At 71.0% G+C, this 14,404-nt stretch carries 12 protein-coding genes; 10 read left to right on the top strand and 2 right to left on the bottom strand.

What is annotated here, in order from left to right; translation table 11 throughout:
- Positions 1 to 4: 4 nt before the first annotated feature.
- Positions 5 to 2,230: a cytochrome P450 gene (locus AB0J58_RS32255; protein WP_364222961.1), complete on the bottom strand. Its 2,226-nt coding sequence runs from the start codon at positions 2,228 to 2,230 to the stop codon at positions 5 to 7.
- 155 nt (positions 2,231 to 2,385) lie between these two features.
- A complete protein-coding gene (locus AB0J58_RS32250; protein WP_364222959.1) occupies positions 2,386 to 3,468 on the bottom strand; it encodes an NAD(P)-dependent alcohol dehydrogenase in 1,083 nt (360 codons plus the stop codon).
- Between the two features lie 75 nt (positions 3,469 to 3,543).
- Between AB0J58_RS32250 and AB0J58_RS32245 the strand changes: the two genes are divergently transcribed.
- The 10 genes from AB0J58_RS32245 to AB0J58_RS32200 all read left to right on the top strand — a co-directional run bounded on the left by AB0J58_RS32245 (position 3,544) and on the right by AB0J58_RS32200 (position 14,221).
- A complete protein-coding gene (locus AB0J58_RS32245; RefSeq protein ID WP_364222956.1) occupies positions 3,544 to 5,013 on the top strand; it encodes an aldehyde dehydrogenase family protein in 1,470 nt (489 codons plus the stop codon).
- Positions 5,014 to 5,229: 216 nt separating this feature from the next.
- Positions 5,230 to 6,258, top strand: a complete 1,029-nt coding sequence (locus tag AB0J58_RS32240) for a zinc-binding dehydrogenase (RefSeq protein WP_364222953.1) — start codon at positions 5,230 to 5,232, stop codon at positions 6,256 to 6,258.
- Positions 6,255 to 7,685, top strand: coding sequence for an amidohydrolase family protein (locus AB0J58_RS32235; protein ID WP_364222951.1), 1,431 nt, complete (start codon positions 6,255 to 6,257; stop codon positions 7,683 to 7,685). The genes AB0J58_RS32240 and AB0J58_RS32235 overlap by 4 nt, the downstream gene beginning before the upstream one ends.
- Positions 7,682 to 8,350, top strand: coding sequence for a flavin reductase family protein (locus AB0J58_RS32230; RefSeq protein ID WP_364222948.1), 669 nt, complete (start codon positions 7,682 to 7,684; stop codon positions 8,348 to 8,350). Before AB0J58_RS32235 ends, AB0J58_RS32230 begins: the two co-directional genes overlap by 4 nt.
- A gap of 120 nt (positions 8,351 to 8,470) precedes the next feature.
- On the top strand, positions 8,471 to 9,577 hold the full coding sequence (locus tag AB0J58_RS32225; RefSeq protein WP_364222946.1) for a BMP family ABC transporter substrate-binding protein: 1,107 nt from the start codon (positions 8,471 to 8,473) through the stop codon (positions 9,575 to 9,577).
- A 1-nt stretch (position 9,578) separates the two neighbouring features.
- Entirely contained in the window at positions 9,579 to 11,171 is a 1,593-nt protein-coding gene (locus tag AB0J58_RS32220) for an ABC transporter ATP-binding protein (RefSeq protein WP_364222943.1), read from the top strand.
- Positions 11,168 to 12,400, top strand: coding sequence for an ABC transporter permease (locus AB0J58_RS32215; RefSeq protein ID WP_364222940.1), 1,233 nt, complete (start codon positions 11,168 to 11,170; stop codon positions 12,398 to 12,400). The genes AB0J58_RS32220 and AB0J58_RS32215 overlap by 4 nt, the downstream gene beginning before the upstream one ends.
- Positions 12,397 to 13,311: an ABC transporter permease gene (locus AB0J58_RS32210; protein ID WP_364222937.1), complete on the top strand. Its 915-nt coding sequence runs from the start codon at positions 12,397 to 12,399 to the stop codon at positions 13,309 to 13,311. The genes AB0J58_RS32215 and AB0J58_RS32210 overlap by 4 nt, the downstream gene beginning before the upstream one ends.
- A 65-nt stretch (positions 13,312 to 13,376) precedes the next feature.
- A complete protein-coding gene (locus tag AB0J58_RS32205; RefSeq protein ID WP_364154530.1) occupies positions 13,377 to 13,829 on the top strand; it encodes a VOC family protein in 453 nt (150 codons plus the stop codon).
- Positions 13,811 to 14,221, top strand: a complete 411-nt coding sequence (locus AB0J58_RS32200) for a nuclear transport factor 2 family protein (RefSeq protein ID WP_364222934.1) — start codon at positions 13,811 to 13,813, stop codon at positions 14,219 to 14,221. Before AB0J58_RS32205 ends, AB0J58_RS32200 begins: the two co-directional genes overlap by 19 nt.
- Positions 14,222 to 14,404: the final 183 nt, after the last annotated feature.

Genomic DNA, 14,404 nt, shown 5'->3' with positions numbered 1-14,404 from the left:
ACCGTCAGAGGTCCAGGACCAGGCGGGGTGACGACGAGCGGCCGACGCAGATCATCATCGTCCGGCCGGCCTCCCGCTCCTCGGCGGTCAGCAGCGAGTCGCGGTGCTCGGGCGTTCCCGCGAGCACCCGGGTCTCGCAGGCCCCGCAGTATCCCTTCTCGCAGTCGTAGGAGAGACCGGGGGCGACCTCGCGGATCGCCTCGATGAGGCGCCGGTCGGGCTCGACCCGCACGGTCCGCCCCGTCCTGGCGAGGTGCACGTCGAAGGCGGTGTTGGCCGCCGGATCGAAGAGCACCTCCGGGGCGTCCCCGGCGGTGAAGCGCTCGACATGCAGCCGGTCGCCGATGCCCAGGCGCGCGCAGGCCCGCTCAACGGCCTCGATCATCCCGGACGGGCCGCAGCAGTAGATCGCGGTGGCGGGCCCCGCCGAGCCCAGGATCGCGTCCAGATCGGGAAGGCCGAACTCGTCCTGTGGCACCAGCTCCGCGCGCTCACCCGCGCACTCCACCAACTCGTCGCCGAAGGCCATGGACGCGCGGGATCTCCCGCCGTAGACGGCGCGCAGGGGGCTGCCCCGGCGGGCGGCGGCGCGGGCCATGGCCAGGATCGGGGTGATGCCGATGCCCCCGGCGATGAACAGGTAGTCCTCGGCGGCCACCAGCGGGAAGTGGTTGCGCGGTCCCCGTACGCCGACGGTGACACCCTCACGGGCGATCTCGTGCACCTCGGCCGAGCCGCCGCGGCCGTTCTCCTCGCGCAGTACCGCCACCCGGTAGCTGTCCAGCCGTTCGGGGTCGCCGCACAGGGAGTACTGCCGGACGCGGCCCGACGGCAGGCGGAACTCCAGGTGCGCGCCGGGCTCCCAGGCGGGCAGTTCGCCGCCGCCCGCCCTGGCCAGGGTCAGCGCCAGCACACCGTCGGCGACTGGCTCGGCCCGGGTGACGACCGCCTCGAAGGAGGCGGCCTTGGTGAAAGAGGAGGTGAAGGCCGGCTGGGTGCCGGGCGCGGAACCGGCACCCAGCCGGGGTCCCGGGGGGAAGATCGCGGGGATCGCGTCCCAGCCGGACTGGTTCCCCCGCGTGGGGTAGGCGACGAGCCCGTCTTCGAGCACCTGGAATTCGGGCAGCCTGGTCAGCACCTGGGTGATCATCTCGCGGAACATGGCGCGGGCCAGGTGAGCGCCGGCGCAGCGGTGCGTGCCTATGCCGAAGCTGAGGTGCCTGGTGGCGTCCCGGTCCAGGCGCACCTCGGCGGGGTCGGGGAAGACGGCCGGGTCGTGGTTGGCGGCGACCCACGGGATCAGCACGCGCTCGCCGGCCCGCACCGGGCACCCGCCGATCTCGGTGTCGGCGAGTACGGTGCGCGCCATGGACTGAGAGGGGGCGAACGCCCGGAGGAACTCCTCGGTGGCCGTGTCGAGCAGGTCGGGCGACTCGATCAGGCGGCGCCGCTGCTCGGGGTGGCGGCTCAGATGCACGAGGACGCTGCCGGTCAGCGAGGTGGTGGTGTCGACACCGCCCGCGATGAGCAGCCCGATCACCGAGACCAGTTCGTCCTCGTCGTATGGGAGCCCGTCGGGACGGCGCTGCGAGGCCAGGACGCTGGTGGCGTCCGAGGTGGGTTCGGCCCGGCGTAGCCGGACGATCTCGCGGATCCGCCGTTCCATGTAGGCGAGGCCCTCGGCGCCCCTGCGGGCCCTGTCGCTGTCGGCGGGCGCGGCGAAGATGTCGTGGATCGGCCCGGCCAGCCGGGCCCAATCCTCTTCGGGGAAACCCAGCCAGTCCAGGGTGACCGCGGCGGGCAGCGGGTTGGTCAGATCACGGACGAAGTCGGCCGAGCCGTGCTCGATGAACGCGTCGACGACGCGCGTGGCGTGCCTGGCGATCATCGGCCGTAGCCGGTCGACGGCCTCCGGGGTGAGCAGGGGGTTGATCAGGTCGCGGTACTCGGTGGCCTGTGGAGGGTCCAACTCGATCGGGTACTGCTCCAGGCCCGGCCCGCTGGGGATGACGATCGCGACCCGATCCTCGCCCGAGGAGGCCCTGGAGGAGGAGAAGGTGTCGTCGTCGCGGGCGATCCTGGTCACGTCCGCGTAGCGGGTCGTGTAGACGAAGCCGCCGTGGGCCGCGGTCCGGCCGACCGGGCACCGCTCGCGAAAGGAGTCGTAGTAGGCGACCGGGTCCGCGGTGCACGCCGCGGAGTGGTGGTCGAAGTCAATCTGCTGGGTCATGGCGCACAGGCCCCATATCCATACGAACGATGCGCGGTGTTGCCCAGCCGCGCCACTGGGTGTCTGGGTGCCGGAAGTCTACTCATGCGCGGATCACGAGACAATGTCTCGCATATCGCAGCGATGTCACGCGGTCTCCGGCGAGGACCGGGAGCTCAGAAGGTCAGGACGGCCTTCGCGGTCCTACCGGCGCGCAGGTCGGCGATCGCCTCGTTGATCCGCTCGAAGGGGTAGGACGTCATCATCCTGTCCACCGGGAACCGTCCCGCGGCGTACAGATCCAGCAGCCTGGGCAGGAACACCTGGGGGAGGCTGCTGCCCCCGATGATCCCGGTGACGGTGCGCCCGTTGAGGATGCTGCGCCAGTCGAAGCTCATCTCCTGGCTGGGGCCGACGCCGATCACGCCGCACCGGCCGAGCGGGCCGAGCGCCTCGACGGCGGTGCGCAGCACGTCCTGGCGGCCGGTGGTGTCGATGACGAAGTCGAAGCCGTGCGGTGCGATCTCGCGCAGCGCCTCGGCGGAGTCCGAGACGGAGGAGTCGACCGTGTGCGTCGCGCCGTAGGAGCGGGCGGCCTCCAGCTTGGCGGCGTTGACGTCGACCGCCGCGACGACCGAGCAGCCGCTGATCGCCGCCGCGATGATCGCCGCGACCCCCACCGCGCCGGCCCCGAAGACGGCGATCGAGGAGCCGGGGGACGGGCGCAGCACGTTGAACACCCCGCCCGCGCCGGTCTGCAGGCCGCAGCCGAACGGGCCGACATGGGTCAGGTCGATGTTCCTGTCGATGGGGACGACGGCGCGCTCGGTCGCCACGACGTGCGTGGCGAAGGACGACTGCCCGAGGAAGTGGCCGTTGACCGGCGCGCCGTCCAGGGAGAGTGCCGAGGAGCCGTCGGGCCGCCTGCCGCCGAAGTTGAGGGCGTCGAAGCTCCGGCAGTAGGCGGGGGAGCCGGTCAGGCAGAGGGGACAGGTCCCGCAGGAGGTGAAGCTCATCGCCACGTGGTCACCGGGGGCCACCGAGGTCACCCGCGAGCCGACCCGCTCCACGACCCCGGCACCCTCGTGGCCGAGCACCGCGGGGGTGGGGAAGAAGGTGGCGAACTCCAGGTCGGTACCGCAGATGCCTGTGCTGCTCACCCGGACCAGCACCTCGTCGGGGCGGGGTTCTTCGAGTTCTGTCTCCCGGAGGGCGAAGGACCCTCCGGAGGTTTCCAGAACGGCGGCGGTGATACGCACGGATCCTCCACAGCTATTTTCATAAAACGAGATGGCATCTTGACATGCAGAACAAGGGGGGTCAAGGATTCCGACATGGCCGAACTTCTGATCCCTTCCGCCCAGCAACTGATCGACGGAGAGTGGGCAGCCGCTCGTGACGCCGGTGAGCTCCGCGTCGCCGACCCCGCCACCGGCCAGACCATCCAGACGGTGGCCTGCGCGGGCCGAGCGGACGTGGACGACGCCGTGCGGGCCGCCAGGCGGGCCTTTCCCGGCTGGGCCGCGACCTCGGCCTCCGAGCGCGGCAGGCTGCTGCGCCGCTGGTCGGAGTTGATCGGTGAGCATGTCGAGGACCTCGCCCGCTTCGAGGCCCGGGACGTGGGCAAGCCACTGTCGGGTGGCCGGATGAACATCTTCATCACCCAGGGCATCATCGAGTACTTCGCGGGCGCCGCCGACAAGCTGACCGGCGTGACCCTTCCCACCCGCACCCCCGACTACCTTGGCTACACCCTGCAGGAGCCGTACGGCGTCTGCGCGGTCATCATCCCTTGGAACGTTCCCGCCGTGCTCACCGCGGCCAACGTGGCCCCCGCGCTGGCCGCGGGCAACACGGTGGTGCTCAAGCCCTCGGAGGTGGCGCCGCTGGCGCCGTTCGCGCTGGCGGAGCTGGCGCGGCGGGCCGGTTTCCCGCCGGGCGTGCTCAACGTGCTCGCCGGAGTCGGCGCCGACGCCGGTGCCGCGCTCACCTCACACCCCGGTGTGAACCACATCAGTTTCGTCGGCTCCACGACCACCGGCCGCGCGATCATGCGGGCCGCGGCGGACAACCTGGTGCCGGTCAAGCTGGAGTTGGGCGGCAAGTCGCCCAACGTGCTCTTCGCCGACGCCGATCTCGACGTCGCGATCCCGGCGATCGTGGGCTCCATCACCGAGAACGCCGGGCAGAACTGTTACGCGGGATCGAGGCTGCTCGTCGAGGCGTCCATCAGGGACGAGGTCGTGGAGCGGGTGGCGGAGTCGATGCGCGCCGTGCGGGTCGGCCCGTGGGACGCCGACCTCGACATGGGGCCGCTGGTCAACGAGGCGCAGTACCACCGGGTGCTCGGCTTCCTGGAGGGCGCTCCGGCCGAGGGTGCCCGCCTGGTCACCGGGGGCGGTCCAGCGCAGCGGGCGGACGGCGGCTGGTTCGTCCAGCCGTCGCTCTTCGACGGCGTGGACCCGCGCTCCCGGCTGTCCAGGGAGGAGGTGTTCGGCCCGGTGCTCGCCGTGCAGGAGTTCTCCGGCGCCCGGCAGGCGGTGGAGATGATGAACGACACCGACTTCGGCCTGCTGGCGTGCATCTGGACCAGCGACGTCTCCCGGGCGCTGCGTCTGGCCCAGGAGGTGCGCTCGGGGCAGGTCTCGGTCAACCAGTTCGCCGACGCCGGGGTCATCGGCTTCCCCTTCAACATGCAGAAGGACAGTGGCTTCAGCCGCGGCGGCGGGTACGCCGCCATGCGGGAGTACACGCAGGAGAAGGCTGTCGCGGTACGCCTGCTCGACCGGTCCTCGGTGGAATGAACGTGGCAGTGACGGAGCGGCTGTTAAATGGCAGCGTTCCAACCTGCGCATATTCACGCCACGCGACCCGCATGTAACAAGCATGTGACGCGCGGGGCAGTTGGCTTCAGAGGCATTGACACGCCTATCGGAGCGGCGGCAGAGTACGACGCATTGCGGGCGATGAATCACAATGCGAGACGCCATCGTGAATAACGATCGCTTGGAGGGTTAGAGTTGCGAGCACTGGTCCAGACGGCCTTCGGAGGCCCGGAGGCGGTGAGCGTGCAACGGGTCGCCGACCCCGAGCCCGGCCCGCACGACGTGGTCGTCCAGGTCGGCGCCTGCGCCCTCAACCGGCTCGACCTGCTCCAGCGGCGCGGCCCCGGAGTGCTCCCCGGCTTCAGCCTGCCGCACATCGCCGGCATGGACATCGCCGGCCGCGTGGCGGCGACCGGATCGGCGGTCACCGGCCTGACGGCCGGAGACCGGGTCGTGGTCGATCCTACGGTGGGCTGCGGATCGTGCCCGCACTGCCTGGCCGGTGAGCGCGGCCACTGCGCCCGGCTGCGGGTCATCGGCGGGAACATGCCGGGCGGCTACGCCGAGTTCGTGGCGGTCCCCGCCGACCTGGCGCACCCGGTGCCGGACCACGTCGACCTCGACGAGGCCGCGGCGCTGCCCACCCCGTGGAGCACCGCCTGGAACGCCACCTACGCCGTCGGGAAGGTGACCGCCGGCGACTGCGTGGTGATCCAGGGCGCGGCCGGCTCCGTCAGCATCGCCGCCGTCCAGCTGGCCAAGCGGGCCGGCGCCCGGGTGGTGGCCGTGGCCGGCAGCGACGAGAAGCTCGCCGTCGCGGCCGGGCTCGGTGCCGACCTGCTGCTGCGCAACGACGCCCCGATAGCCGACGCGGTCCGCGACTACACGGGCGGCAGGGGCGCCGACGTCGTCCTCGACCACGTGGGCGCCGCCACCTGGCGGCACTCCCTGAGCTGCCTGCGGATCGGCGGCAGGCTGGTGACCTTCGGCAACACCAGCGGTGACCAGGTCTCCCTCTCCCTCGCCGAGATCTACCACCGGGGGCTCCGCCTGCTGGGCGCCGGCGCCTACGCCCCGGCCGACTTCACCGCCATGCTCGACGCCTACTTCGCGGGAGGCATGCGCACCCTCCGCGCCGCCGAGTGCGGCCTGGAGGACCTGCACGAGAGCTTCGGGCTGGAGCGCTCGCGCGATCTGGTCGGCAGGGTGCTGGTGCGGCCATGACGGGGGAGCGGCCGGAGCAGGCAGGGCATGACGCCGCCCTGCTGATCGTCGGCGGGGACGTGGTGACGATGTCGCCGCGCCGTGAGGTGGTCACCGGCGCCACCGTCGCCGTCACCGGCGGGCGCATCGCCGCGATCGGTCCCGCCGCCACCCTGCGGAAGGACTTCCCCGGCGCCGCCGAACTCGACGCGGGCGGCTGCGTCGTCGTCCCGGGCCTGATCAACGCCCACCAGCACACCACCGCCGACCCGCTGGTGCGCAGCATGATCCCGGACGACATCGACTCCCAGGAGGCGATCTTCGACTGGATCGTCCCGCTGCACGGCAAGGTCACCGGTGACGACGACGAGCTGTCCGCCACCCTGACCGCCGCCGAGTCGCTCCTGCGCGGGGTCACCACCATCCTGGAGCCGGGTACCGTGGCCCACCCGCTACGGGTGGCGGCGGGGCTCCGGGCGGCCGGTATCCGCGGCCGGGTCGGCCGGTGGGGCTGGGACACGCCCGGCGCCCTCCATGCGCTGCCCGCGGCCGAGACCCTGGCCCTGCAGGAGGAGACGGTACGCGCGCTGCCGCCGGGCGGGACCGTCACCGGCTGGGTCACCCTGGTGGGGCACGACCTGGTGAGCGACGAGTTGTTCACCGGGGCCGCCGAGCTGGCCGAGCGGCTGGAGGTCGGCCTCACCTGGCACATCTCGCCGGGCGAGGCGGACGTGCACGCCTACGCGCGGCGCGCGGGCAGGCGGCCGGTGCTCCACTTCGAGCAGCTGGGCGTGCTGGGCCCGAGGCTGGTGCTCGGCCACGCCGTCTGGCTCGACGACGCGGAGCTGGACGCCCTCGTCGAGACGCGGACCGCGGTGGCGTCCTGCCCCGGGGCGTACCTGCGCCTCGGTCAGGGCTACACTCGCGCCGGTCGGCACGCCGAGCTCGTACGCCGAGGCGGCAGGGTCGCCCTGGGGTGTGACTCCCACAACGCGGGCGACGTGCCCGACCTGCTGCGGGCCGCGTGGCTGCTGGCCGCGCTGGAGCGCGACCGCGACGTGCAGCCCGTCCTCCGCGCCGACCAGGTGTTCGCGCTGGCCACGATCGACGGCGCCGCAGCGGTGGGCCTGGGCGACCTCGTCGGCTCGATCGAGGTCGGCAAGGCCGCGGACCTCGTGGTCCTGGACACCGGGGACCCTGTCTGGGCACCGCGCGGTGATCTCGCGACCCACCTCGTCTGGGGCGCCCCGAGCCACACGGTCCGGGATGTCCTCGTCGACGGTCAGGTGGTCGTGCGCGACCGCCGGATCACCACCGTCGATCTCGAAGCCCTGTCGGAGGAGGCGCGGGCACGGTCCGCCGCGCTGCTCCGCAGGACCGGCATCGACGTTCCCCACCGCTGGCAGGCCCTGTCGGCGGAAGAGTACATCCAAGGAGTACGCGGATGAGGATCATCGATCTCGCAGACAGGACGCCGGCGCAGAAGCAGGGACTGCTCTCCCAGCTCGTCGTGCCGCGCCCGATCGCGATGATCACCACGCTGGACGCCAAGGGCGGTGTGAACGTCGCCCCGTTCAGCTACTACATGCCGGTCTCCGGGGAACCTCCGCTGGTCGCGGTCACGGTGGGCTCGGTCAGGGAGGCGACGGACGAGCCCAAGGACAGCTGGGTGAACCTGAACGCCTCGGGCGAGTTCGTGATCAACGTGACCACGACCGCCCTGGCCGACCATATCGAGACGGTGGCCAGGGAGTATCCGGCCGGCGTGGACGAGGCCGGTCTCGTCGGCTGGCGGACCGTGCCGTCGCAGGTCGTCCGGCCCCCGTCGCTGGCCGACAGCCCGGCGCACCTGGAGTGCCGGGTACGCGAGGTCATCGACCGGGGGGATTCGTCCTCCTGCTTCTCGGGCGTGCACATCGTGCTGGCCGAGGTGGTCTGCATAACGGCGGACGAGTCGATCATGGCGTCTCCCACCAGGATCGATCCGACCAAGGTGCACGCGGTCGGCAGGATGGGCTTTCCCTGGTTCGTCGCGGCGTCGCCGGAGTCCATTTTCAGCCAGGACCGTATCGCCTACGCCGACCTGCCGGGTGGCGAGGAGGTGCTCGCCTGACCTGCCACGCGGGCAGGGGAGGGGCTCCGCTAAAGCCCGCAACCCCCGCCGGCGACCAAGATTCATCCCCCACTCGCGCACCGTGGGCGGTGCGAGAGCATTCAGATCGAGAGGATCGTCATGGCCGCATACTATCGAAGGGGCCGGGCCACGGCCGCACTGACCGCCTGCCTGAGCGCGCTGGCGCTCGCCGGGTGCGCGAGTAACGACGCCACCGCGCCCCAGGCTTCGGCCCCCGCCCCGGCCGACGCGAGCGCGAAGACCGAAGGCGGCGTGCTGCCGGGCCAGCCGGACATCAACGGCGACGGCAAGGTCGTCATCGGGGTGCTGAGCCCGGGTGACATCAACGACAAGGGCTACTACCAGAGCTTCGTCGACACGGCGGAGGCGTTCGCCAAGGAGAAGGGCTGGACGATCATCAAGCGCGGCAGCGTCAACACCAGTGACGCGCTCAACGCCGCGCGGGCGCTCTGCCAGCAGAAGGTCGACATGGTGGCTCTCGGCGCCTCGGAGCTCAAGGACGCGGTGCCGGCATCCGAGGAGCCGGTGTGCGCCAACACCGCCTGGTACGTGCCCTCCTCCGTGAACATCCAGCAGACCCCTAAGATCATGCTCTCCACCGACGTGCCGGACCAGAGCATGCTGGCCGCGGGGTACGCCACGGCCCTGCTCATGCAGGAGCGAGGAGACACCAAGGCCGGGTTCGTGACCGGCCCCGAGATCGACTTCACCACCACGGCGGTCAAGGGGTTCCGGGCGGGTATCCGCTCCCTGCTCCCCGACGCCACCCTGGTGACCACCTACACCGGTGACCTCAACGACTCTGCCAAGGCCAAGGAGGCCACCCAGGCCCAGCTCAGCCAGGGCGTCAAGGTGATCTACCCGTACCTCGGCGGCGCGGCCGACGCGTCGGCGGAACTGGCCAACGCCAACGGTGCCCTCACCCTCACCCCCGGCACCGACCGATGCGATTCCACCAAGCCCAAGTACGACATCTCGGTGCTCTACAGCCCCGGTGACTACTTCAAGGCCGCACTGGAGGAGCTCGCGGCCGGCAAGCTCAAGATGGGCGTGGAAAAGGTCTGGACACTCGGCGTCGACCCGTTCCCCACGGTGAAGCTGTGCAATGGAACGCCCGAGCAGAAGGAGAAGCTCGCGAAGTTCATCGCCGACGTCGGCAGCAAGAAGATCGACGCCGCGGCGGAAGTGAAGAGGCTCGGTTCCTGACATGACAGAGGACGAACGGGCGAGGGAGCTCGCCCCGCCACCGGCGCCCGCGCTACGGCTGCGGGGAATCAGTAAGAGCTACGGTCCGGTCGTCGCCTGCGACGCCGTGGATCTCGCCGTGCACCAGGGTGAGATCCACGGTCTACTCGGTGAGAACGGGGCGGGTAAGTCGACGCTCATGAAGATCCTGCTCGGTCTCGTCCAGCGGGACGCCGGGAGCGTCCTGCACCACGACGAGCCGATCGACATCGACAGCCCGCAGAAGGCCGTGGCGCTCGGCATCGGCATGGTGCACCAGCACTTCAGCCTGATCGAACCGCTGACGGTCTGGGAGAACGTCATCCTGGGCGATGCCGGGAGGATCGACAAGGCCACCGCCTGCGACCAGGTACGGGACGTCTCCCAGCGCTACGGCCTGCCGATCGACCCGCTGGCCAGGGTCGAGCGGCTCTCCGCGGGCGAGCGGCAGCGGGTCGAGCTGATCAAATGCCTGCGCCGGGATCCGTCGGTGCTCATCCTCGACGAGCCGACGTCCGTGCTGACCCAGGCGGAGTCGGCCGAGCTGTTCGGCGTGCTGCGCCACGTGGTCCGCTCGGAGAATCGCGCGGTCATCCTGATCAGCCACAAGCTGGCGGAGATCACCGCGGCCACCGACCGGGTGACCGTACTGCGCAAGGGGAAGGTCGTCTTCCAGAGCGCGACCGCGGAGACAGGGCCGCCGGAGCTGGCCCGCCAGATGGTGGGCAGGGAGGTCTCCCTGGGCAGCGAGGCCGCGGCGCTCGGCCTGCTGCCGGTCGAACCCCCGCGGACGGGTGAATCCGGGACGGGGAAGGCGGAGGCCTCGGAGGCCTCGGTGGCCGCGCTGCGGCTGCGCGGCCTGACCGTCACCGTCGACGGGGTGCGCGTGCTGTCCGACCTCGACCTGGACGTCGCCCCCGGCGAGATCGTCGGCCTGTACGGGGTCGAGGGCAACGGCCAGTCGAACCTGGGCGACGTGCTGTCCGGGCTCGTCGTACCGGACTCCGGGTCTGTCGAGATCGCCGGCAGGCAGGTGGACCTGAACCGCCCGGGGGCGCTGCACGCGGCCGGGCTGGGCATCGTGCCGGAGGACCGGCACGCATCCGGGGTGGTGCTGGACATGAGCGTCGCCGAGAACCTGGTCATGAAGTCGCTGAACGCCGTGAGCGGCCGCGCGTTCGTCAGCCGCAGGAGGACGCAGGAGCTGGCCCGCCGCCTGGCGGCCGAGTTCAACATCGTCACCCCGTCGATGGACACCCCGGTGCGCAGCCTGTCGGGAGGTAACCAGCAGCGGGTCGTGCTCGCCCGCGAGCTCTCGGCGGGACCGCTCGTGCTGGTCGCCGCGCAGCCCACGCACGGGCTGGACGTGGGCGCCATCGAGGACATGTACCGGCGATTGCGCGACGTCGCGTCAGGAGGAGTGGCCGTGCTGCTGATATCCACCGAACTGGAGGAGGTCATGGCGCTCTCCTCCAGGATCGCGGTGATCTCCTCCGGGAGGATCACCGGCGTGCTCTCCACCGGGGAGGCCACCGCCGAGCGGCTCGGGATGCTGGTGGGCGGGGTGGCCGCGTGAACGAAGTCCGCGAGGACCTCCGCCAGGACTCCCCCCAGAAGCCGGCTCGAAAGCCCCATCCGGTCCCCAGCACGGACGACACCTCCGGGCGTCGCCTGCTGGCCTTCCTCACCCCGAGTGCGGGCGGCTGGCAGAACGGCCTGGCGACCGCCGTGGGCGTGCTCGTGGCACTCTCCCTGTCGTCACTGCTGATCGCCGTCACCGGGGGATCCCCCCTGGCGTCGGTGCAGGCCCTCTTCCAAGGCAGCATGGCCGACTGGACGGCCTGGAGCTCCACGCTGCTGTACGTGGCACCGCTGCTGCTGGTCGCCGTGGGCGCCTGCGTCAGCGCCCGGTCGGGCACGTTCAACATCGGCCAGGAGGGCCAGGTGCTGATCGGCGCCCTCTTCGGGGCCTGGGTCGGCCTGCGCCTGGCGGTCCCGGGGCCGGTGCTGCTGGTGATCGTCCTGCTCGCCGCCGCACTGGGGGGCGGTGCCTGGGCGGCCCTCAGCGCGCTGATGTACCGGATCCGCGGCGTCAACATCGTGGTCAGCACGCTACTGATGATCTTCATCGCTCAGCAGCTCGTCGCGTTCGCGGTGAACACGCCGTGGTTGTTGCAGGAGTCGCGGATCGGGGACGGCGTCGTCTCGCCCCAGTCCAACCCGCTGCCGGCCGGCGCGCTGCTCGGCTCGATCGGGGAGTATCCGAACCTCCAGGTCAACGGGGGGCTGCTGCTCGCCCTGGTCGGCACCGCGGTGGTCGCCGTGGCGCTCGCCCGCAGCCGGTGGGGGTTCCGGCTCACCATGCTCGGACTCAACCCGCTCGCCGCCAAGCACGCGGGGGTGCGCGTCAACGCGCTGGGCGGTATGGCGCTGGCCATCTCCGGTGCCTTCGCCGGTCTGGCCGGGGCAGTGCTGCTGACCAGCCCTGTGGGAGTCAACCGGCTTCAGCCGGGCATGTCGATGAACATCGGCTGGGACGGCATGCTGGTCGCCCTGGTCGCGCGTAACCGGCCACTGCTGGCCGTACCCGTCGCCCTGCTCTTCGGCGTGCTGCGCTCCGGCGGCGGGTTCCTCGCCGCGACCGGTGTGCCCCCGTTCCTCGTGGACGTGGTCAAGGCCCTGCTGGTGCTGGCCTTCGTCGCCCCGCCCGTCGTCGTCGCCATGATCCGACGGCGCAGGGCAGGCGTCCGTATCGCGCGCGCCGAGTCCCGGCCCGCGCCCGTCGCAGAGGGGGTCGCCCCGTGATCGGCGCAGACGACGTCTCCACCATCCTGTCCAGCGGGATCAGGCTCGCCGTCCCGCTGGCGTTCGCGGCGTGCGGGGAGTACCTCGCCGAGCGGGCCGGCGCCATGAACATCTCCGTCGAGGCGATGATGCTGGGCGCCGCGTTCGGCTCGGTCGCCACGGCCAGCGCCACCGGCAGTGCCACCACCGGGCTGGTCGCGGGTGTGCTGATCGGACTCGTGATCGGGTTCGTGCACGGCAACCTCTCGCACCGGCTGGAGATCAACACCTTTGTGGTCGGCCTGGTGCTCAACGCCCTCGTGCTCGGGCTGACCAGTTACCTGATCACGATCAGTTCGTTCGAGTCGCACCAGGTGTCGCAGGTCAGCATTCCCTGGCTGCGCGACATCCCGCTGATCGGCCACCCGCTGTTCGTCGAGCGCTGGCCGGTCTACCTGCTGCTCGTCCTCGTCCCGCTGACCTGGTGGCTGGTGGAGCGCAGCAGGTGGGGCCTGGAGTTGCGGGCGGTCGGCGAGCAGCCCCAGGCCGCCGACGTCACCGGTATCCGGGTCAACCTGCGCCGCCGCCAAGCGCTGCTGTGGTGCGGCGCGCTGGCCGGTCTGGGGGGCGCGTACCTGGCGGTCGGCGAGGTCGGCTCGTTCAACCAGAACATGACCGCCGGGCGCGGCTACATCGTCATCGCGGCGGTGATCTTCGGTGCCTGGCGGCTGCGGCGGACCCTGATCGGCTGCGCGCTCTTCGGCCTGGCCGACGCCATGCGCCTGGCACTTCCCGCGCTGGGCCTGACGATGAACTCGCAGCTGCTCGTGGTGGCGCCGTACCTGCTCGCGCTGCTGGCGATGCTGCTGTTCGCGAACCAGAACCGTGAACCCAGGGCGCTCGGCCAACCCTTCGAACGGGGGTCCACCTGACGACAGGGCTCAGGCCGGGCCCCGATGACCATCCGCAGTGAAACGCACGATATTTGGAGGAATCAATGAGTGATCTGACCCAGGCGAGATGGACGCACGTCGCGCTGCCCACCGGCGATCTCGACAAGGCGATCGAGTTCTACACCTCGCTGACGCCGCTGGTGGTCGTCGAGCGTTTTCGCGACGCCGACGGTGAGAGCGCCTGGCTCTCCAACGACAAGCAGGTGGAGACCCCGATGGTCCTGGTGCTCGTCTCGTTCAACAAGGACAAGGGCGGGCAGCTGGGGCTGCTGACGCCGTTCGCGCACATCGGCATCGAGGTGCCCGAGCGTACCGACGTGGACGGCATCGCCGAGCGGGCGCGCGAGCTGGGCTGCCTGCACTGGGAGCCGCGCGACATGCCCGACCCGGTCGGCTACATCTGCGCGCTGAAGGACCCGGACGGCAACGTCATCGAGATCTCCCACAACCAGCAGGTCTTCAACACGGTGCGCAAGCTGTGGGCGGACCCCTCCTGAGCGGACAGCTCACCCGGGCCGCGGTCGCACGGTACGTCGAGGCGCTCAACGCGCACGACGCCGACGCGATCGCGGCCTGCGTGAGCGAGGACTTCGTCAACGAGCACACCTCGGCCCTGGGGCGGAGCGTGACCGGCAGGCACGGCTACCGCGCCAACCTCACCGGCTTCCTGGCCGACTTCGTGGACCTGCGCTACGAGGTCGAGGACCTCCTCGTCGAGGGGGACCGGGCGTCGCTCGCCTACCGGATGTCGTTCCGGCTGGCCTCGGCGGGCGGCAGGCCGGTGACGGTGCGCGGGGTGTTCAGGTTCCGGGTCGACACCGACGGCCTGATCGCGCACCGCACCGACTACTGGGACAGCGGCGAGGTACGACGACAACTCGACGCCTGACCTTAAACGCCCTTTAAGTCGATCAAGCCTACAAACATTCCTAAATCGCCTGTGACGGTTTGGTGGGCGGCAGGGGGTCGTTGGAGCCGGAACGGGCGCTCAACGGCCCTCTGAGGGCTTTCTGGGCCTCGGCGCAGGCCCCGAACGCGAGACGGCCGGTGGGTGTAATCCCCCCGGCCGTCT

This window comes from Streptosporangium sp. NPDC049644 (assembly GCF_040675205.1).
GTDB lineage: Bacteria > Actinomycetota > Actinomycetes > Streptosporangiales > Streptosporangiaceae > Streptosporangium > Streptosporangium fukuiense.
Note: the sequence above shows the minus strand (reverse complement) of the source record. Positions and strands in the feature narration are given on the sequence as shown.